General features: G+C 57.6%; 13 protein-coding genes. 9 read left to right on the top strand and 4 right to left on the bottom strand.

The genetic code is table 11. The annotated features are described in order from the left end of the window. Window positions 1-9 precede the first annotated feature (9 nt). Window positions 10-705, bottom strand: a complete 696-nt coding sequence (locus BLT38_RS18700; RefSeq protein WP_083347195.1) for a hypothetical protein — start codon at window positions 703-705, stop codon at window positions 10-12. 110 nt (window positions 706-815) lie between these two features. On the opposite strand from BLT38_RS18700, the gene BLT38_RS18705 reads away from it, so the two are divergent. From BLT38_RS18705 to mnmG, 4 genes are all read left to right on the top strand, one after another. Continuing rightward, entirely contained in the window at window positions 816-3,032 is a 2,217-nt protein-coding gene (locus tag BLT38_RS18705) for a S9 family peptidase (RefSeq protein WP_231966621.1), read from the top strand. A 212-nt stretch (window positions 3,033-3,244) separates the two neighbouring features. Beyond that, window positions 3,245-4,228: a VTT domain-containing protein gene (locus tag BLT38_RS18710; protein WP_083346545.1), complete on the top strand. Its 984-nt coding sequence runs from the start codon at window positions 3,245-3,247 to the stop codon at window positions 4,226-4,228. Window positions 4,229-4,386: 158 nt separating this feature from the next. Continuing rightward, entirely contained in the window at window positions 4,387-5,613 is a 1,227-nt protein-coding gene (locus tag BLT38_RS18715) for a hypothetical protein (protein ID WP_083346546.1), read from the top strand. Between the two features lie 36 nt (window positions 5,614-5,649). Next, window positions 5,650-7,632 (top strand): tRNA uridine-5-carboxymethylaminomethyl(34) synthesis enzyme MnmG, encoded by a 1,983-nt coding sequence (gene mnmG, locus BLT38_RS18720; protein WP_083346547.1) that lies wholly within the window; start codon window positions 5,650-5,652, stop codon window positions 7,630-7,632. An 18-nt stretch (window positions 7,633-7,650) separates the two neighbouring features. Here the strand turns inward: mnmG and mltG are convergent, their stop codons facing one another. Continuing rightward, window positions 7,651-8,646 (bottom strand): endolytic transglycosylase MltG, encoded by a 996-nt coding sequence (mltG, locus tag BLT38_RS18725; RefSeq protein ID WP_083346548.1) that lies wholly within the window; start codon window positions 8,644-8,646, stop codon window positions 7,651-7,653. Between the two features lie 559 nt (window positions 8,647-9,205). On the opposite strand from mltG, the gene BLT38_RS18730 reads away from it, so the two are divergent. The 5 genes from BLT38_RS18730 to BLT38_RS18750 all read left to right on the top strand — a co-directional run bounded on the left by BLT38_RS18730 (window position 9,206) and on the right by BLT38_RS18750 (window position 12,799). Continuing rightward, window positions 9,206-9,397 (top strand): hypothetical protein, encoded by a 192-nt coding sequence (locus BLT38_RS18730; RefSeq protein ID WP_083346549.1) that lies wholly within the window; start codon window positions 9,206-9,208, stop codon window positions 9,395-9,397. Window positions 9,398-9,467: 70 nt separating this feature from the next. Further along, the gene (locus BLT38_RS18735; protein WP_083346550.1) at window positions 9,468-9,722 is read left to right on the top strand and encodes a hypothetical protein; all 255 of its coding nucleotides are present in this window, start codon (window positions 9,468-9,470) and stop codon (window positions 9,720-9,722) included. Between the two features lie 72 nt (window positions 9,723-9,794). Continuing rightward, a complete protein-coding gene (gene purE, locus BLT38_RS18740; protein ID WP_083346551.1) occupies window positions 9,795-10,298 on the top strand; it encodes a 5-(carboxyamino)imidazole ribonucleotide mutase in 504 nt (167 codons plus the stop codon). Next, window positions 10,295-11,491, top strand: a complete 1,197-nt coding sequence (purK, locus tag BLT38_RS18745) for a 5-(carboxyamino)imidazole ribonucleotide synthase (protein ID WP_083346552.1) — start codon at window positions 10,295-10,297, stop codon at window positions 11,489-11,491. The genes purE and purK overlap by 4 nt, the downstream gene beginning before the upstream one ends. A gap of 6 nt (window positions 11,492-11,497) precedes the next feature. Further along, window positions 11,498-12,799 (top strand): Hsp70 family protein, encoded by a 1,302-nt coding sequence (locus tag BLT38_RS18750; RefSeq protein WP_156785208.1) that lies wholly within the window; start codon window positions 11,498-11,500, stop codon window positions 12,797-12,799. A gap of 5 nt (window positions 12,800-12,804) precedes the next feature. On the opposite strand, the gene BLT38_RS20720 is transcribed toward BLT38_RS18750, so the two are convergent. Next, window positions 12,805-13,008, bottom strand: coding sequence for a hypothetical protein (locus BLT38_RS20720; RefSeq protein WP_172838352.1), 204 nt, complete (start codon window positions 13,006-13,008; stop codon window positions 12,805-12,807). Window positions 13,009-13,164: 156 nt separating this feature from the next. Beyond that, complete coding sequence (locus BLT38_RS18755; protein ID WP_083346553.1) at window positions 13,165-15,054, bottom strand: 2-oxo acid dehydrogenase subunit E2; 1,890 nt, start codon at window positions 15,052-15,054, stop codon at window positions 13,165-13,167. Window positions 15,055-15,093 lie beyond the last annotated feature (39 nt).

A 15,093-nucleotide genomic window follows, 5' to 3' on the forward strand; every position in this document is an offset into this window, starting at 1 on the left:
TTTCAAACCTTACTTCGAAACCTTGAAGTCCTTCACGGTTACGTCGGTGTTGTGCGCCATGCGGATGCCAGCGAAGCCGTCGGTAGACTTCAGCTTGCCATCGCCTACGACCTCTGACTTGTTGTAGGTGGCGACGGTTGCGCCGTTGATCATGCAGGAAACGGTGTCGCCCTTCACCTGCATGGCGATCATCTGGGTTACCGGCTGGCCAGGGCCTGCGGCCTTATGCACGGCATCGTTTGCTGTGGGGCGGCGTCCGCCCAGCTGGAAGGCATCGGGGGAGAATCCGCGCACGATGAAGGTGCCGTTGCCATATGCGGTGCAATAGAGGCCATTGCCGCCTTCACCTGCGATAGCGATGCCGTAGGGATGCGGATGGTCGTTGCGGTTCATGTACTGCGGTTCCGTGAACGTTGCGGAAACGGTGTAGTCACCCTTGAGGGCCTTCTTCGTGTCCCAGTAGGTGAGTGCGGGGCCGGTCATGATGTGGAAGCCACCTGCTTCGGCCTTGAAGCTGGAGTCCTTTTCGCTTTGGCCCTGCTTGATGGCGCCAGCGTCCACGGTTGCCTTCCATCCGGAAACGAAGATGCCGCCGTCCTTGATGGGAGTCGCTTTTTCTTCGTGCTGCATAGCGCCTGCGGGAGCCTGTGCGTAAAGCATCACGGGCGCAAGTGCGAGGAGGGTGCTACAGAGTACCTTGTGCATGACGTGTGTATCCTGTGCCGCTGAGATGATGGCGGGGGGCCGCCGACGTTCGGCACTCATTCTACTGCGGTTCGTGTGCATGCTGCGCAAAATCCGCGGGAAATCGCGTTATGCTCACAGCACCGACCATGCGAATCCTCCCGGCCATAGTTGCATTGTGTGTTTCCATCCCTATTGCTGTCGCGCAGAAGCCGTTCAGCGTGGCCGATGCGTTGTCTGCACCGTTTATGAACCAGCTCACCGCCGCTCTGTCGAAAAACCGCGTGGCGTGGTTTGTGGATGACGGGGGGAAGCGTAATGTGTGGGCTGCGTCGCCCACAGAGAAGGCGCGCTCGCTGACGCATTACACGCAGGATGATGGACAAGATATTGATGACATCATCTGGTCGCGGGATGGTGAGCGCGTGGCGTACACGCATGGCACCGGCCCCGACGGTAGTGAGCATCCGGTGGCGGCGAATCCAGCGCATCTGCAGGAAGATGTGCAGCAGCGGGTGGAGATTGCTACGTGGGATGGTGCGGTGCGTGTGGTGGGCGCTGGGCACAAGCCAGTGTTTTCGCTTGATGGCAAGCGTGTGTTTTACCTGCATAGCGGAAAGATTTATGCGGCCGACGTTACTGATGCTTCGAAGCAGCCAGAGCAGTTGGTGATTGCAGAGGGGCAGGCTTCGCAAATCCGGCTCTCACTGGATGGAACGAAGCTTGCGTTCGTCTCCAACCGTGGCGATCACAGCTTTATCGGTGTGTTTACCTTTGGCAGCAAAACGCTACAGTATGTCGATCCGGGCACAGGGAAAGACCATGACCCCTTGTGGTCCGCAGATTCAAGACGGATTGCATTTATTCGCGAATCGCCTGTGTTGACGGAGCTTGATCTGCGCTGGATGCGGAGCGTGCCGGTGCCGTGGTCCATTCGTATGGCTGATGTTGCAAGCGGCAACGGTGAACAGATCTGGCAGGCGGACAAAGGCGCGGGTTCACTGTTTCACGAGATGGTGGCTCCGAATCAATTGCTTGGGATGAAAGATGGCCGGATCGTTTTTGCGTGGGAGAAGACGGGCTGGCTGCATTTGTATTCGCTGCTGCCGGGGGAGAGGCAGGCAAAGGAACTTACGCCCGGTGAGTTCGAGATCGATGATGTTGTCACGGATGGCGAGCGGATTGTTTACAGCAACAATCAAGTAGCAGAAACGTCAGACGACATCGATCGCAAACACATCTGGTCTGTGGAGCAGAATCGTCCTTCTCCTACGCCAGTCACGTGGGGTACGGGAATTGAGACGAATCCGGTAATTCTTGCAGACGGGCAGATGGCGGCGATGCAGGCAAGCTGGCGGGTGTCATTCGAGCCTGTGTTGCTCATGCCTCGTCCTTTTGAGAAGGGACCCCTGTTCCACACATGCGCAATGAACGGGCAACAACGTGACATCAATCGATGTGAAGCAGGAGCAGGGTTGACCCCATTCATGCTCCACAACACGAGCCCCGTTTATTTGCAACGATCCACGGCATTCGTTGAACCGAAGCAGGTCGTGTTTTCCGCGAGTGATGGGCTTTCCATTCATGGGCAGTGGTTTCTGCCGAAGAACACGAAGCCGGGCGAGAAGCTGCCGACGATTGTCTTCTTTCATGGTGGATCACGGAGGCAAATGCTGTTGGGCTACAACCCCATGCAGTATTACGCGCAGGCTTACGAGTTGAATCAGTACTTTGTATCGCGCGGGTATGCGGTGTTGAGTGTGAACTATCGCAGCGGCACCGGCTATGGCATGGAGTTTCGTCAGGCGAAGGATTACGGCGTTTTTGGTGGCAGCGAGTATCGCGATATTGAAGGCGCCGTGAAGTGGCTCAAGGCGCAGTCGAATGTGGATACGAAACGCATTGGTGCGTGGGGCGGAAGCTACGGCGGTTACATGACGGCGTTGGCACTGGCGCGTGACTCGGCAGATTTTGCTGCGGGTGTTGATTTGCATGGCGTGCATGACTGGTCGTTTGAGATGGATTCGTGGAAACAGACCAACGATCCGAATTACGATGCAGCGGCGCGGGCGAAGATTGCATTTGCTGCTTCGCCCATGGCGGATGTGGCGAAGTGGAAGTCACCCGTGCTGTTGATGCAGGGCGATGATGATCGCAATGTGCTGTTCGGGCAGACCGTGCGGTTGGCCGCGGCTCTGCGAGCCGACGGAGTCGACGTGGAAGAGAAGATCTTTCCCGATGAGGTGCACGACTTTCTGTTGCACCGGAACTGGGTGGCGGCCTATAAGGCTGCCGCGGAGTTCTTCGATCGGAAGCTGAAAGGGAAGTCGTCTTCCGTCCAACCGTAGTCCTGTGGGACGAAAGCGGCCTTCCGAATCGTCAGGATGAACCTCTGACAATAAGTGCGTCGATCTGGGTGCGTTCACTTTTAAACAGAGTGTTGATGTGGTGGTTGTTTCTGAAACCGGCCTTAGCTACGTCAAATTGTTCAGGCTGATTCTTTCCTGATGTTTGCATCCAAGGAAAGGCACACTGAAACATTTTCGCGGAGGCAGGACAGATGAGTTTGGCAGCATGGGTTGCGGCGCACGGATACGCGTCTGTGCTTGGGCTCCTGCTGTTGTCCTCGCTGGGGTTACCCATGCCTGCGGGACTGGCGTTGATTCTTGCGGGGGCGGCAAGCCATCGTGGTTTGTTGAGGATGGAAGTGCTTGTGCCGCTGGCCATTCTTACCGAAAATTTCGGTGCTACCACCCTTTTCACGGGTGGTCGGCTGACGGGATGGTGGTTGCTTGGACGGCTTTGCCGCCTCACGATTGATCCGGAAAATTGCATTTTCCGTTCCGCGGATTTCTTTTACGAACGCGGCCCCAGCGTTTTGTTGATCGCTCGCTTTCTTCCTGGATTGAATAGCATGGCGCCACCGCTTGCCGGAAGCCTGAATATGCGCTGGTGGAAGTTCTGGCGGTTGGACATTTTGGGAGCCATGCTGCATGTCTGCGTGTGGACGGGTGTTGGGTATTTCTTTAGCCGCTACATCAAGCTGGTGACAGATGGGTTGGCGGTAGTTGGGCATGTAGCGGCAGGCTTTGTGTTTCTGGTTCTGTTGGGCTACGCAGGTCTGTGGGTTTTCGTTTCGTTACGCGACCGGCGTTACAGCAATGTGCATCGCATCTCGGCGGATGAGGTCGTACGGCGGCTGGAGAATCCTGATCCCTGCCATCCGATTGTGATTGCGGATGTGCGTTCTCACGGCTATTACGATCCCGGGATGTTGCGTATTAAGAACAGCATTCGCGTTGAGCCGAATCGACTTGGCGCGGAACTGGACGCGCTGCGTGAGACGCTGGCGCCAGAATGCGATATCTATGTGTACTGTTCGTGCGTGCGGGATGCCACCAGCATTCGGATTGCCTATGCAATGGAGTCGCGTGGCACAAGGGTGCACGTGATTGAAGGTGGTCTGCGAGCGTGGCTGAAGGCTGGCTGGCCGACAGAGTTAGTGCCTGCCGGCGAGCTTCGGCATCTGCCGCGCTTCGATTAGTGCGCGTGCAAATCGTGCATGCTGCGTGCTAGTTTGTCTCCACGGTCATGCTGCGATGGATTGCCAGAACGGCGGCGGTTTGCGCTGCGGGTTTCCTGTCAGCCCAGATTTGCTGTGCTCAAACGAGTACGCCTTCACCGCAAGACGATAAGTCGACATTGCATGTCTATGTGAACCTGGTGCAGATTCCTGTGCTTGTGTTGAGTGGTTCGCTGCGCCCGATTCCACATCTTCCAGACAGCAGTTTCAAAGTCACTATCGACGGTCTTGGGCAGATACATCCCCAGCGGATTCGCATGGAGGGAGAAGACCCCATCAATCTGGTGCTGATTGTTGACCGGAGCTTAAAAGATGACACGCTGTGGAACGATCTTCCGAAATCGCTGGAGCCGCTGATTCAATCGTTACGACCGCGCGATCATATCGGCATATTGGGAATGGATGGATGCGTTGCACGGAGATTTGGGCCGGAGATGGCTCCGTTCGATCCTGATTGGTTGAGAGGGACGGCGAAGACCGTAACGGACATGGTGCCGTCGAAGGACCGCGGAAAGAAAGCCACCTGCGCGAAACCCACTACCTACTGGGAGTTGGTGATGTACGCGGCCAGTAAGCTCTCACAATATCCGGGAAGAAAGATTTTGGTTACGCTTGGGCCGGGAGACAAGCTTCCCCCGGAACTAACGCAGCAGGTGCATTCGTTGCTTACTGGGAACAGCATTACGATGTTTCCCATCGTTCACCCAAATGCGATGAATATCAACATCCCATATGCGCTGGGGCGGCCAACGCGTTCGGGTAACCAAACGCAGGTTTTGGCGATGATGAATCCGCGGGTTGATACGGATGCGTTACAGGCGATGACGACCCAGGCAGAGCTGAGTGGTGGCACCCTGCTGGGAGCTTCGTTTCAGGATTTCGCCAAGATCCTAGCACAGCCGGTGGAACTGGCTCGCGGGCGATACATCATCGAGTTTCCACGGCCCGATAAACTGCCACCCGGGACGCATTACATTTTTGTGGAGGATGGACATCCGCGGGATTTCATTCGCCCCGCAGGTATTTCCGTGCCGATTGCCGCGCCGAATGAGATGCGCGATGCCTCTGTCGAACATGGGACGCGCATGGAAGCGCAGGCGTCTGCTGCGGATAGCGGCATGACGCCACAGGATTCTGGTGCCGCGAAACCGCCGGAGACTTCGGCGCCTCAGCACCCCGCAGCGACCGGCGCTTTCGCGCCTCCACCACCTGCTGCACCGGCCGCTTCCCCAGCGCCGGTTACTTCAGCGGCAGCTCCCGCTCCCGAGGTGACGAAGCCGGTTGCGCCGAAACCGCCGCCGCCGGATCCCACAGATATTACGGACGATCTGCAGGCTCCGCGGTAATACGCGAAACCCTCGTAGAATAAGGGTGTGGGCGTAATGGAACAGTTCGATGTGCTGGTGGTGGGCGCGGGGCACGCCGGTTGCGAGGCTGCTGCTGCCTCGGCACGCATGGGCCTGCGCACCGCGCTGTTCACGCTGAGCGTGGAGATGGTTGCGCAGATGAGCTGCAACCCCGCGATCGGTGGCATTGCCAAGGGACATCTCGTACGCGAAGTGGATGCGCTCGGTGGCGTGATGGGTGAAGTGGCCGATGCCTGCGGCATTCAGTTTCGCCTGCTGAATACATCACGTGGCCCCGCGGTGTGGTCGCCGCGTGCGCAGTGCGATAAGGCGCTGTATCGCGTGAAGATGCGCGAAGTGCTGGCGCAGGTTCCGAATCTTTCCGTGGTGGAAGCGGAAGTTGTGGACGTGATTCTGGAAGACGGTGGCGATTCGGCACCGCGACGCTGCGTTGGATTGAAGCTGCGTGACGGGTCTGAGGTTCGCGCTAAGGCCGTCGTCATTACGACAGGCACGTTCCTGAATGGCCTGATTCATTGCGGTGAAGAACGTACGAGTGCGGGACGTACACCGACAGAAGCTGCGAGTGTGTTTCTCGGCGAGAACCTGAAGAAGCTCGGGCTGCGTGGATGCCGTTTGAAGACGGGAACTCCGCCACGGCTGGATGGCCGCACGATTGACTGGTCAAAGTTTGAAGAACAGCCCGGCGATGAAGACCCTACGCCGTTTTCGTTCCGTTCGAAGCAGGTTCCGCAGTTGAAGCAGGTGTCCTGTCACATTGCTTACACCACGCCTGCGTTGTTGCAGTTGATTCGCGATAACGTGCATCGGTCGGCGATGTACTCGGGACGGATTGAAGGCATTGGGCCTCGTTACTGCCCTTCCATTGAAGACAAGATTGTTCGCTTTCCGGATAAGGAGCAGCACCAGTTCTTCCTGGAGCCGGAAGGATTGAATACCGATGAGGTGTACATCAACGGCATGAGCACTTCGCTGCCGCGCGATGTGCAATTGCAGATGGTGCGCTCGATTCCGGGACTTGAGAATGTGACGATGCTGCGACCGGGATATGCGATTGAGTATGACTCGATTGATCCCACGGAGTTGGATCGCGCGTTGAAGGTGAAGTCGATTGATGGGCTTTATCTTGCGGGACAGATTAACGGCACCAGCGGTTATGAAGAGGCTGCGTGCCAGGGCTTGATGGCTGGCATCAATGCGGCGCTTGCGGTGAAGGATGAGCCTGCGTTCACGCTGGATCGCACAGAGGGTTATACCGGAATCCTTGTGGATGATCTGATCAGCAAGGGAACGAATGAGCCCTATCGCATGTTCACTTCGCGTGCGGAGTTTCGTCTGCACTTGCGCATTGACAATGCCGATCGTCGCCTGACTCCGCATGGGCGTCGGCTTGGATTGATTGATGATGACGCGTGGGCGGATTATGAAGCGCGTCAGGCTCGCATGGCTGCTATGACGGTTTTGTTGGAGACGCAGCGCGTTAGCGAGTCGGCGAGCCAGCCAGTTAGCTTGATGTTGGCTGAGCTGAAGTCGGGTGAGCCATCGGAGGGGGCTGAGGTTGTTTCTCCCGCTTCTGTGAGAGGCCAGACGTACGCACAGTTGTTGAAGCGGCCTGAGGTTCGTGTGGAGATGCTGGTTCCGTTCCTGCGCGAAGAGATTGGAAAGATCCTTGACTTGCGCGGGTATGCGGATGAGGCGATGACTTCGCGTGTACGCAATGAACTTCGTGCAGTCGAGACGGAGATCAAGTTTGCGGGCTATCTGGAACAGCAGCGGCGATCGATTGAGAAGCTAAAGAAGGCCGAGGCGCATGTGATTCCCGCTTCGTTTGTGTATCGCGGTATCAGTGGGCTTTCGCGCGAGATGCAAGAGAAGCTGGAGCGTGTGCGTCCGCAGACGATTGGTCAGGCGAGCCGGATTCCCGGCGTTACGCCTGCAGCGGTGACGCTCATCCACCTGTTGATTGAGGTGGAAGGGCGCAAGGTTGCGAAGGTCTAGCAGCCCTATCCTTACAACTTATTGTTGGCCCTTGCGGTAGTCGGCGACGTTGGCGTTGTGTTCGCTGATGTTGTTGGAGAAGCGAGTGTGGCCTGTGTTGTCCGCTACGAAGTAGAGAGCTTCGGTGTCAGCAGGATGCAATGCGGCTTTGAGGGCCGCAGCTCCCGGTGAACAGATGGGCGCGGGTGGCAGGCCCGTGCGCTTGTAGGTGTTGTATGGGGAGTCGCGGTCTAGGTCGCTGCGATGAATGACACCTGTCCAATGGCCTGCGAGGATTGCCGCGTAGATGACCGTTGGGTCTGTCTGTAATGGCATGTTCCGATTGAGACGATTGATGAAGACGCCTGCGGCTTGCGTGCGTTCGTCGTCGAAGTGAACTTCTTTTTCTACAAGTGATGCAAGCGTTACGGTCTGCGCGAGTGAGGTGCAGAGACCGGCGCAGGCCTGTGGCTGTTGAAGATCCAAGAGCGCGGTCTCTTTGCGGAAGCGCCGGACCATTGTGTCGAGCATGGTGCGCATGGTGGTGTGGCGGCTGAAGCGATAGGTGTCGGGATAAAGAAAGCCCTCGAGTGTCTGCGCGTTCGGCGACAGATCAGCGATCAGGTCTGTGTTCTTCTGCGCGGCTTCCAGGAAGGCGGCGTGCGTTCCTAGACCAGCGCCTTCGATGGCTGTAGCGATGTCGTAGAGGTTGAAGCCTTCGGGGATGGTGACGGCGCGTGTGTAGACGTCTCCGCGCGCGATGCGCTGATAGACGGTGAGCGCAGAGGCTGGGTCAGCAAAGCGATACTCGCCGGCCTTGAGATTGCCGCCTTTCCACACACGAAGAATCAGGAAGGCATAACGCGTGCGAATGACGTGTGCGTCCTGTAGTTTCTGCGCCATGGCTTGCGTTCCTGTGCCGACTGGGAGATCGACGAAGGTTTCCTGCGACGGCGTGAACGGCGCGTAGACAAGATAAGCGGCACCGCCTAAGGCGATGAGTACGAGCAGCAGAAGGAAGCCAAAGAACTTCACGTGGTTAGGTTCGCAGTTTGAAGCCGACGGGGCAAGTGGACGATTCTGGCGTTCGTGTCTGCCGCATTTTGGCGTCGTGCTGTTTGTCTGATTCGATACGCGCCTTCCGTTTCAGACGGTTGCGAGTTGTAGGTCTTTCGAGCAGATACCAGATTGGGAAATCCACTGATTTACGAAAGAAAAAGCTTGCCAACGTTTAGAGCTGGGGCGAATATAAGGCGAAGAAAAAGTCGTTAGGATAGTGGGTATACCCCCGCCACCTCTTTCAGTCCAGACTTACGACTTTCGATTTTTTCTCTATTGAATTCGCGTTGACTTGGTTTTTTGCGAGAACTTACTTTCTCAAAACCAACATGACGCTTTGAGACACGCACACGATGTGCGGAGCAACCTGCGGGTTTTGCGCGGGCATAAGCCCCCTTATGCCTTCTCCCGGGAGAACGCGAAATCTGTATGACGACAACCCGTTGCGAAGGTGGCCCACTGGCCGCAGAGCCAGCCATATTCGCGGCACAACAGACCGGAGATCGACCTTGGAGAAACGAGGCGGGTACCGGTAATGAAGGTGAGAAAGAAGCATGAATTACTTGCGCAGGGACTTGAAGGTGTAGGACAGCCGGGACGGTTGAGCTTGTTGGAAGAGCGTGTGGATCGGCATGAACGAACAGTGCAGCGGATGAAGGGTGTGGGTGGTGCATTAAGTCTGGTGGTGACGTTGTTTCATGTAGCACTGGATGTGATGCGACGTTAGTTGGTGAAAAACAGAGGTTGTAACGACGAACTGCTCCGAATGGAGCGGTTTTCTTTTTGGGGAGAAGAGGATGAATTTCTTGAAACTGTTTCTGCGTGGGATTGCTGTGCTGCCGAGTCTGATTCAGGGCATTGAGTCGGTTTATGGAGCGAAGACCGGTGATGAGAAGAAGAGCGCCGCACTGGAAATTGTGAGCGCTGCTGTGAAGATGGCGGATGCTGTTGCGAACAAGACGATTGTGAATGCGGATGGCTTCTCGACTGGGCTGGGGCAGGTGATTGATGGTGTGGTGGCTTGTTTGAATGCGAGCATCTGGGCGAAGTAAGTCTTTGCCTTCAGGAAGGCGATTTCACAACTCCATCCCATCCTCGGCAGGGTCGCCAATATAATCAATGGTATGGCTGATAGTCCGCTGATTGGCGTGGTTATGGGATCGAAGAGCGACTACGCGTGTATGGGCGCGGCGGTCCGCATTCTGAAGGAATTTGGTGTGGCGTACGAGGCGCGTGTGGTTTCCGCGCACCGTACGCCAGACCTGCTGTTTGAGTATGCGGAGCAGGCGCGGCCGCGAGGACTGCGGGCCATTATTGCCGGTGCGGGCGGGGCAGCGCATTTGCCTGGTATGTTGGCGGCGAAGACGATTGTGCCGGTATTTGGCGTGCCTGTGAACGCGACGTCGTTGAATGGCATGGATTCGCTGCTGTCGATTGTTCAGATGCCGAAGGGCATTCCCGTTGGGACACTGGCGATTGGTGAAGCGGGCGCCGTGAATGCCGCGTTGCTGGCGATTGCCGTACTGGCTACTACCGATGCGGCGCTGGGCGATCGGCTGGAGAATTGGCGCAAAGAACGCGAGACGATTGTTCGCGCGGAAACGCTGGAAGATGGAGCGACTGCATGAACACTACTCCTGCCGACCTGATGGAAAAACTGCGCGGACCGGTGTTGCCGGGAGCGACGATTGGCATTTTTGGCGGTGGCCAGCTTGGCCGCATGATGGGTATTGCTGCACGTTCGATGGGCTACAAGGTTCACGTGCTGGATCCTGATCCGGCATGCCCGGCCGGCTATATCGCTGACAAGGTGATTGAGGCTTCGTGGAATGATCGCTGGGCTGCTGCGAATCTTGCGCGTGAATCTTCGACGGTGACGCTGGAGATTGAGCAGGTTTCGATCACAAGCCTGGATGAGGCTTCGCGCTGGGCGCCGATGCGGCCAGGAGCGGCGATGCTGGCAGTGATTCAGGATCGCGTGGAGCAGAAGGATTGGCTGCATAAGCATGGCTTCCCGATTGGGCCGTATCGCTCAGTGCGTTCGCCCGAGCAGTTGGCCGAGGCCGTGAAGGTGCTGGATGGGCCGGTGTTTGTGAAGTCGGCCCGCGGTGGTTATGACGGTCGCGGCCAGGCGAAGCTGGGATTTGGCGGCGCTGTTGTGGACGATGCTGCGCTGCGCCAGGCCTGGCAAGATGTTGGCGCTACGGATTGTGTGGCAGAGCGCGCGCTTGAGTTGGCGAAAGAGATCAGTGTGATGGTGGCTCGTGCTCCGAATGGCGAGGTGAAGGTTTATCCTCCTGCGGAGAATTTTCACGAGAACCAGATTCTTAGCTGGAGCGTGATTCCGGCGAACATCTCTGATGAGTTGATGGAGAAGGCGCAGGCAGTGGCGAGCGAGATTGCCGATACGTTTGGGCTGGAAGGCTTGCTGGCCGTCGAGATGTTCCTGACCACTGATGGTCAGTTGTTGGTGAATGAGCTTGCACCGCGTCCTCACAACAGCTATCACGGCAGCGAACGCGCATGCACGACGGGGCAGTTTGAGCAGGCGATCCGTACAGCGTGCAATCTGCCTCTCGGCGATGTGTCGCTGGTGCAGCCTACGGCGATTGCGAATCTGTTGGGCGATGTTTGGCTGGATGACGAGGGCAAGGAGAAGCAGCCTGCTTTTGATAAAGCGCTGGCTGTTCCCGGTGTCCGGCTGACGCTTTATGAGAAGTTGAAGCCGCGTAAGGGCCGCAAGATGGGGCATCTGAGCGCGGTGGGTGCGACTGCGGATGAGGCTCGCGAGCGTGTGCTGGCGGCGAAGGCTGCGTTGTAACGAATCGTGGCTTCACTGGATACATCGCCTGTTGTTGGCATTGACTTTGGCACGACGAATAGTTCGGTGGCGCTTGCGCTGCCGGATGGTTCGTTGCAGTTTGTCGAGTTTCCATTCGCCGGTGCGCTGACGCGGTCTTCTCGGTCGGTGCTGTACATGCAGAAGAAAATCGGCGTGGGCAAACCTGCCTCTGTGTGGAGTGGGCCGGAGGCGATTGAACGCTATCTTGCCACGGACAACTTTGAGGATGAGGTGCAGGGGCGGCTTATTCAGTCGCTGAAGAGCTATCTGGCTGCACGGTCGTTCAATGGTACGGAGATCTTCGGGCGGCATTACCGCGTGGAAGATCTTGTGGCGAAGATGGTGGGCGATCTGCGTCGTCGCGCCAGTGTTGAGCTTGGATTTGAAGTAACGCGCGCAGTTGTTGGGCGACCTGTCGCTTTTGTTAGTGCAGACAACGATAGCGACAACGCATTTGCCGAAGAGCGACTACGGGCTTCGCTGCTGCAGGCTGGCTTTACCGATGTGCGATTTGCGATGGAGCCGATCGCTGCGGCGCACACGTACGCGGAAGGTATCCAGCGGGAAGAAACTGTCCTGATTGGTGACTTCGGTGGCGGCACGACGGACTTCTCGTTGTTGCGTGTTTCGCCTACGGAGCGCACAGTGCTCGGCACGACTGGTGTAGGGCTTGCGGGCGATGCGTTCGATGCGAAGATTGTGCATTATCTTGTTTCACCTGCGCTGGGATCGGATTCGATGGCGCGGTCGTTGAACAAGGTATTGCCTGCTTTACCAGCGTGGGTCTATGCGAATCTGGAACGCTGGCATACGCTGTCGTTCCTGCGGACGCGGCAGGTGATGGAAATGCTACGCACCACGCAGAAGCGCGCTCTGGAACCGGAAAAGATTGCTGCGTTGATTGCCGTGGTGGAGCATGATCTTGGCTATCGTCTGCATCAGGCTGTGCAGCGCGTGAAGATCGATCTGTCTTCACAGGACGCTACGGAGTTTGTGCTGGAGACAGACGCTGTCTCACTTCGCGAGGCGGTAACGCGCGCTGAGTTTGAAGGATGGATTGCACCGGAGTTGGAGCGGATGGAACGTTCCCTAGATGACGTATTGCAGAAGACCGGTGTTGCAGTTGCGCAGGTGGATCGCGTGTTTCTTACGGGTGGAACTTCGCTGGTGCCAGCGGTGCGACGCGTGTTTGCTTCGAGGTTTGGTGAAGAACGCGTGGTGAGCGGCGAGGCATTTACGTCTGTGGCGCACGGACTGGCGCTAATGGCCGCCAACAAGGACGCGTAGCAGGATTATTCCTGCTCCGCGTCGTCGACTTCCTCTTCGTCCTCTTCATCTTCCTCGTCTTCGTCAGCCTCGGCTTCTTCTTCGTCTTCCCATTCGTCCTCATCGGCGAGGTCATCTTCATCAGCGAGCAAGAGAGAGCGGTTGATCTCGTCCTGCAGGCTTCCCATTGGGAAAAACTCAGTTGTGTTCTGCATTTCCTCTGTCATCATGGCGGCTCACTTTCTGGCGAAACTGAAGGTTGGATGCGGTGCAGCGTCTTCAGTGTGGAGGAAAGCGGTTATTTCTCGATGAATGTGAGCAGAAAAGAGAACGGCTGCCGCATGTAAAGTGCGACAGCCGTTGTGTTTGTAGAGAGAAGCTATCGGTTAGCCGATGTCTTCGGACCAGTTCTCCAGGAAGTTCTTGAAGTCGGTCATGAACTTGCCTGCATCTGCACCATCGACGATGCGGTGATCGAAGCCGAGCGTGAAGCGCTGGACGCTGCGGACGGCGATGACATCGCCGCCATCCTTGTCCTGCACTACGAGTGCTTCCTTGTTCAGACCACCGATGCCGAGGATGGCTACTTGCGGCTGGTTGATGATGGGCGTACCGAACTGCTCGCCGAAGATGCCGGAGTTGGTGACGGTGAAGGTGCCGCCTGCCACTTCGTCCGGAGCCAGCTTCTTGTTGCGAGCGCGGTCGGCGATATCGACAATACCGCGTGCGATGCCGAGGAAGTTCTTCTCCTCAAGCTGCTTGATGACCGGAACGATCAGTCCCCAGTCGAGCGCGACGGCGATACCGATGTTGATGTTCTTGTTGTACTTGATGGCGTCGCCTTGCACAGCGGCGTTGAGGATGGGGTGCTTGCGCAGAGCTTCCGTAACGGCGCGGGTGATGAAGGGCATGAAGGTGAGCTTCACGCCGTTGCGCTGTTCGTACTTGTTCTTTTCTTTCTCGCGCAGCTTCACGATGCGTGTCATGTCCACCTTGAAGACAGTGTGGACGTGCGGCGAAGTGGCCTTGGATTCCACCATGCGCTTGGCGATGATGGAACGCATCTTCGACATAGGAACCAGATCGCCTGGCATGGGAGCGGGCGGTGCAGCGGGAGCTGCAGCCTTGGCCGGTGCAGCAGCAGCGACAGGTGCCGGGGCTGCTGCTGGCTTAGCGCCGCCCTGGATGTAACCGACGATGTCGTTCTTGGTGATGCGGCCTGCGGAACCCGAACCGGCGATGCCCGTTGCGGCGAGGTCGATGTTGTTGTCCTTCGCAATCTTGCGGACAAGCGGCGAGGAACGCGGTGTTTCACCCGAGGTCGCAACTGCGGCTGGAGTGGCAGCGGGAGCAGGTGCAGCCGCAGGAGTTGCGGCCGGTGCTGCAGCAGCCGGAGCTGATGCGCCTGCCGCGCCGCCGATGAGAGCGACGACGGTATTGATGGCGACCGTCGTGCCTTCCGCAGCCTTGATCTCGGTGAGGACGCCAGCGACGGGCGACGGGATTTCCGCGTCGACCTTGTCGGTGGAGATTTCAAAGATCGGCTCATCGCGCTCGATCTTGTCGCCGACCCTCTTCAGCCACTTGGTGATGGTGCCTTCGGTGATGGATTCCCCCATCTGCGGCATCAAAACTTCAGTCGCTGCGCCAGCGGGAGCGGCGGCCGGAGCCGATGCAGTGGGTGCTGCGGCAGGAGCTGCTGAACCGCCGCCGATGACGGCAACTACCGTGTTGATACCGACGGTGGTGCCTTCTGCGGACTTGATCTCGGTCAGAATGCCATCTGCAGGCGACGGGATTTCTGCGTCGACCTTATCAGTGGAGATTTCGAAGATGGGCTCGTCACGCTTGACGGTGTCGCCGACCTTCTTCAGCCACTTGGTGATGGTGCCTTCTGTGATGGACTCGCCCATCTGCGGCATCAGAACGTCAGTGCTTGCACCGGTTGCTGCGGCGGGCGCAGCAGGTGCGGCTGCCGGCTTGGGAGCCTCGGCAGCTGGAGCAGGTGTGGCAGCAGGGGCCGGAGCAGCGGCGGAGCCTTCCGCGTCCAGAATTGCCACGATGGTGTTGATGGCGACGGTGTCGCCTTCCTTCACCTTGATTTCTTTCAGCACACCGGCTGCGGGCGAGGGGATTTCCGCGTCCACCTTGTCCGTCGAAATCTCAAAAAGAGGTTCGTCTCGCGCGACCGTGTCGCCCGGCTGCTTCAGCCACTTGGTAAGGGTGCCTTCGGTGATGGACTCGCCCATCTGGGGCATGACGACTTCGGTTGCCATGAGATTCCTTCGCAGAAAGTGATGGTTACAGCCACATTG

Origin of the sequence: Terriglobus roseus (genome assembly GCF_900102185.1) — a bacterium.
Classification (GTDB): Bacteria; Acidobacteriota; Terriglobia; order Terriglobales; family Acidobacteriaceae; genus Terriglobus; species Terriglobus roseus_A.

Coding starts and splice junctions, on each gene's coding strand:
- BLT38_RS18705 (WP_231966621.1), top strand. CDS start 816: ATGCTCACAGCACCGACCATGCGAATCCTCCCGGCCATAGTTGCATTG.
- BLT38_RS18735 (WP_083346550.1), top strand. CDS start 9,468: ATGAATTTCTTGAAACTGTTTCTGCGTGGGATTGCTGTGCTGCCGAGT.
- BLT38_RS18710 (WP_083346545.1), top strand. CDS start 3,245: ATGAGTTTGGCAGCATGGGTTGCGGCGCACGGATACGCGTCTGTGCTT.
- mnmG (WP_083346547.1), top strand. CDS start 5,650: ATGGAACAGTTCGATGTGCTGGTGGTGGGCGCGGGGCACGCCGGTTGC.
- BLT38_RS18730 (WP_083346549.1), top strand. CDS start 9,206: ATGAAGGTGAGAAAGAAGCATGAATTACTTGCGCAGGGACTTGAAGGT.
- BLT38_RS20720 (WP_172838352.1), bottom strand. CDS start 13,008: ATGATGACAGAGGAAATGCAGAACACAACTGAGTTTTTCCCAATGGGA.
- purK (WP_083346552.1), top strand. CDS start 10,295: ATGAACACTACTCCTGCCGACCTGATGGAAAAACTGCGCGGACCGGTG.
- BLT38_RS18700 (WP_083347195.1), bottom strand. CDS start 705: ATGCACAAGGTACTCTGTAGCACCCTCCTCGCACTTGCGCCCGTGATG.
- purE (WP_083346551.1), top strand. CDS start 9,795: ATGGCTGATAGTCCGCTGATTGGCGTGGTTATGGGATCGAAGAGCGAC.
- BLT38_RS18755 (WP_083346553.1), bottom strand. CDS start 15,054: ATGGCAACCGAAGTCGTCATGCCCCAGATGGGCGAGTCCATCACCGAA.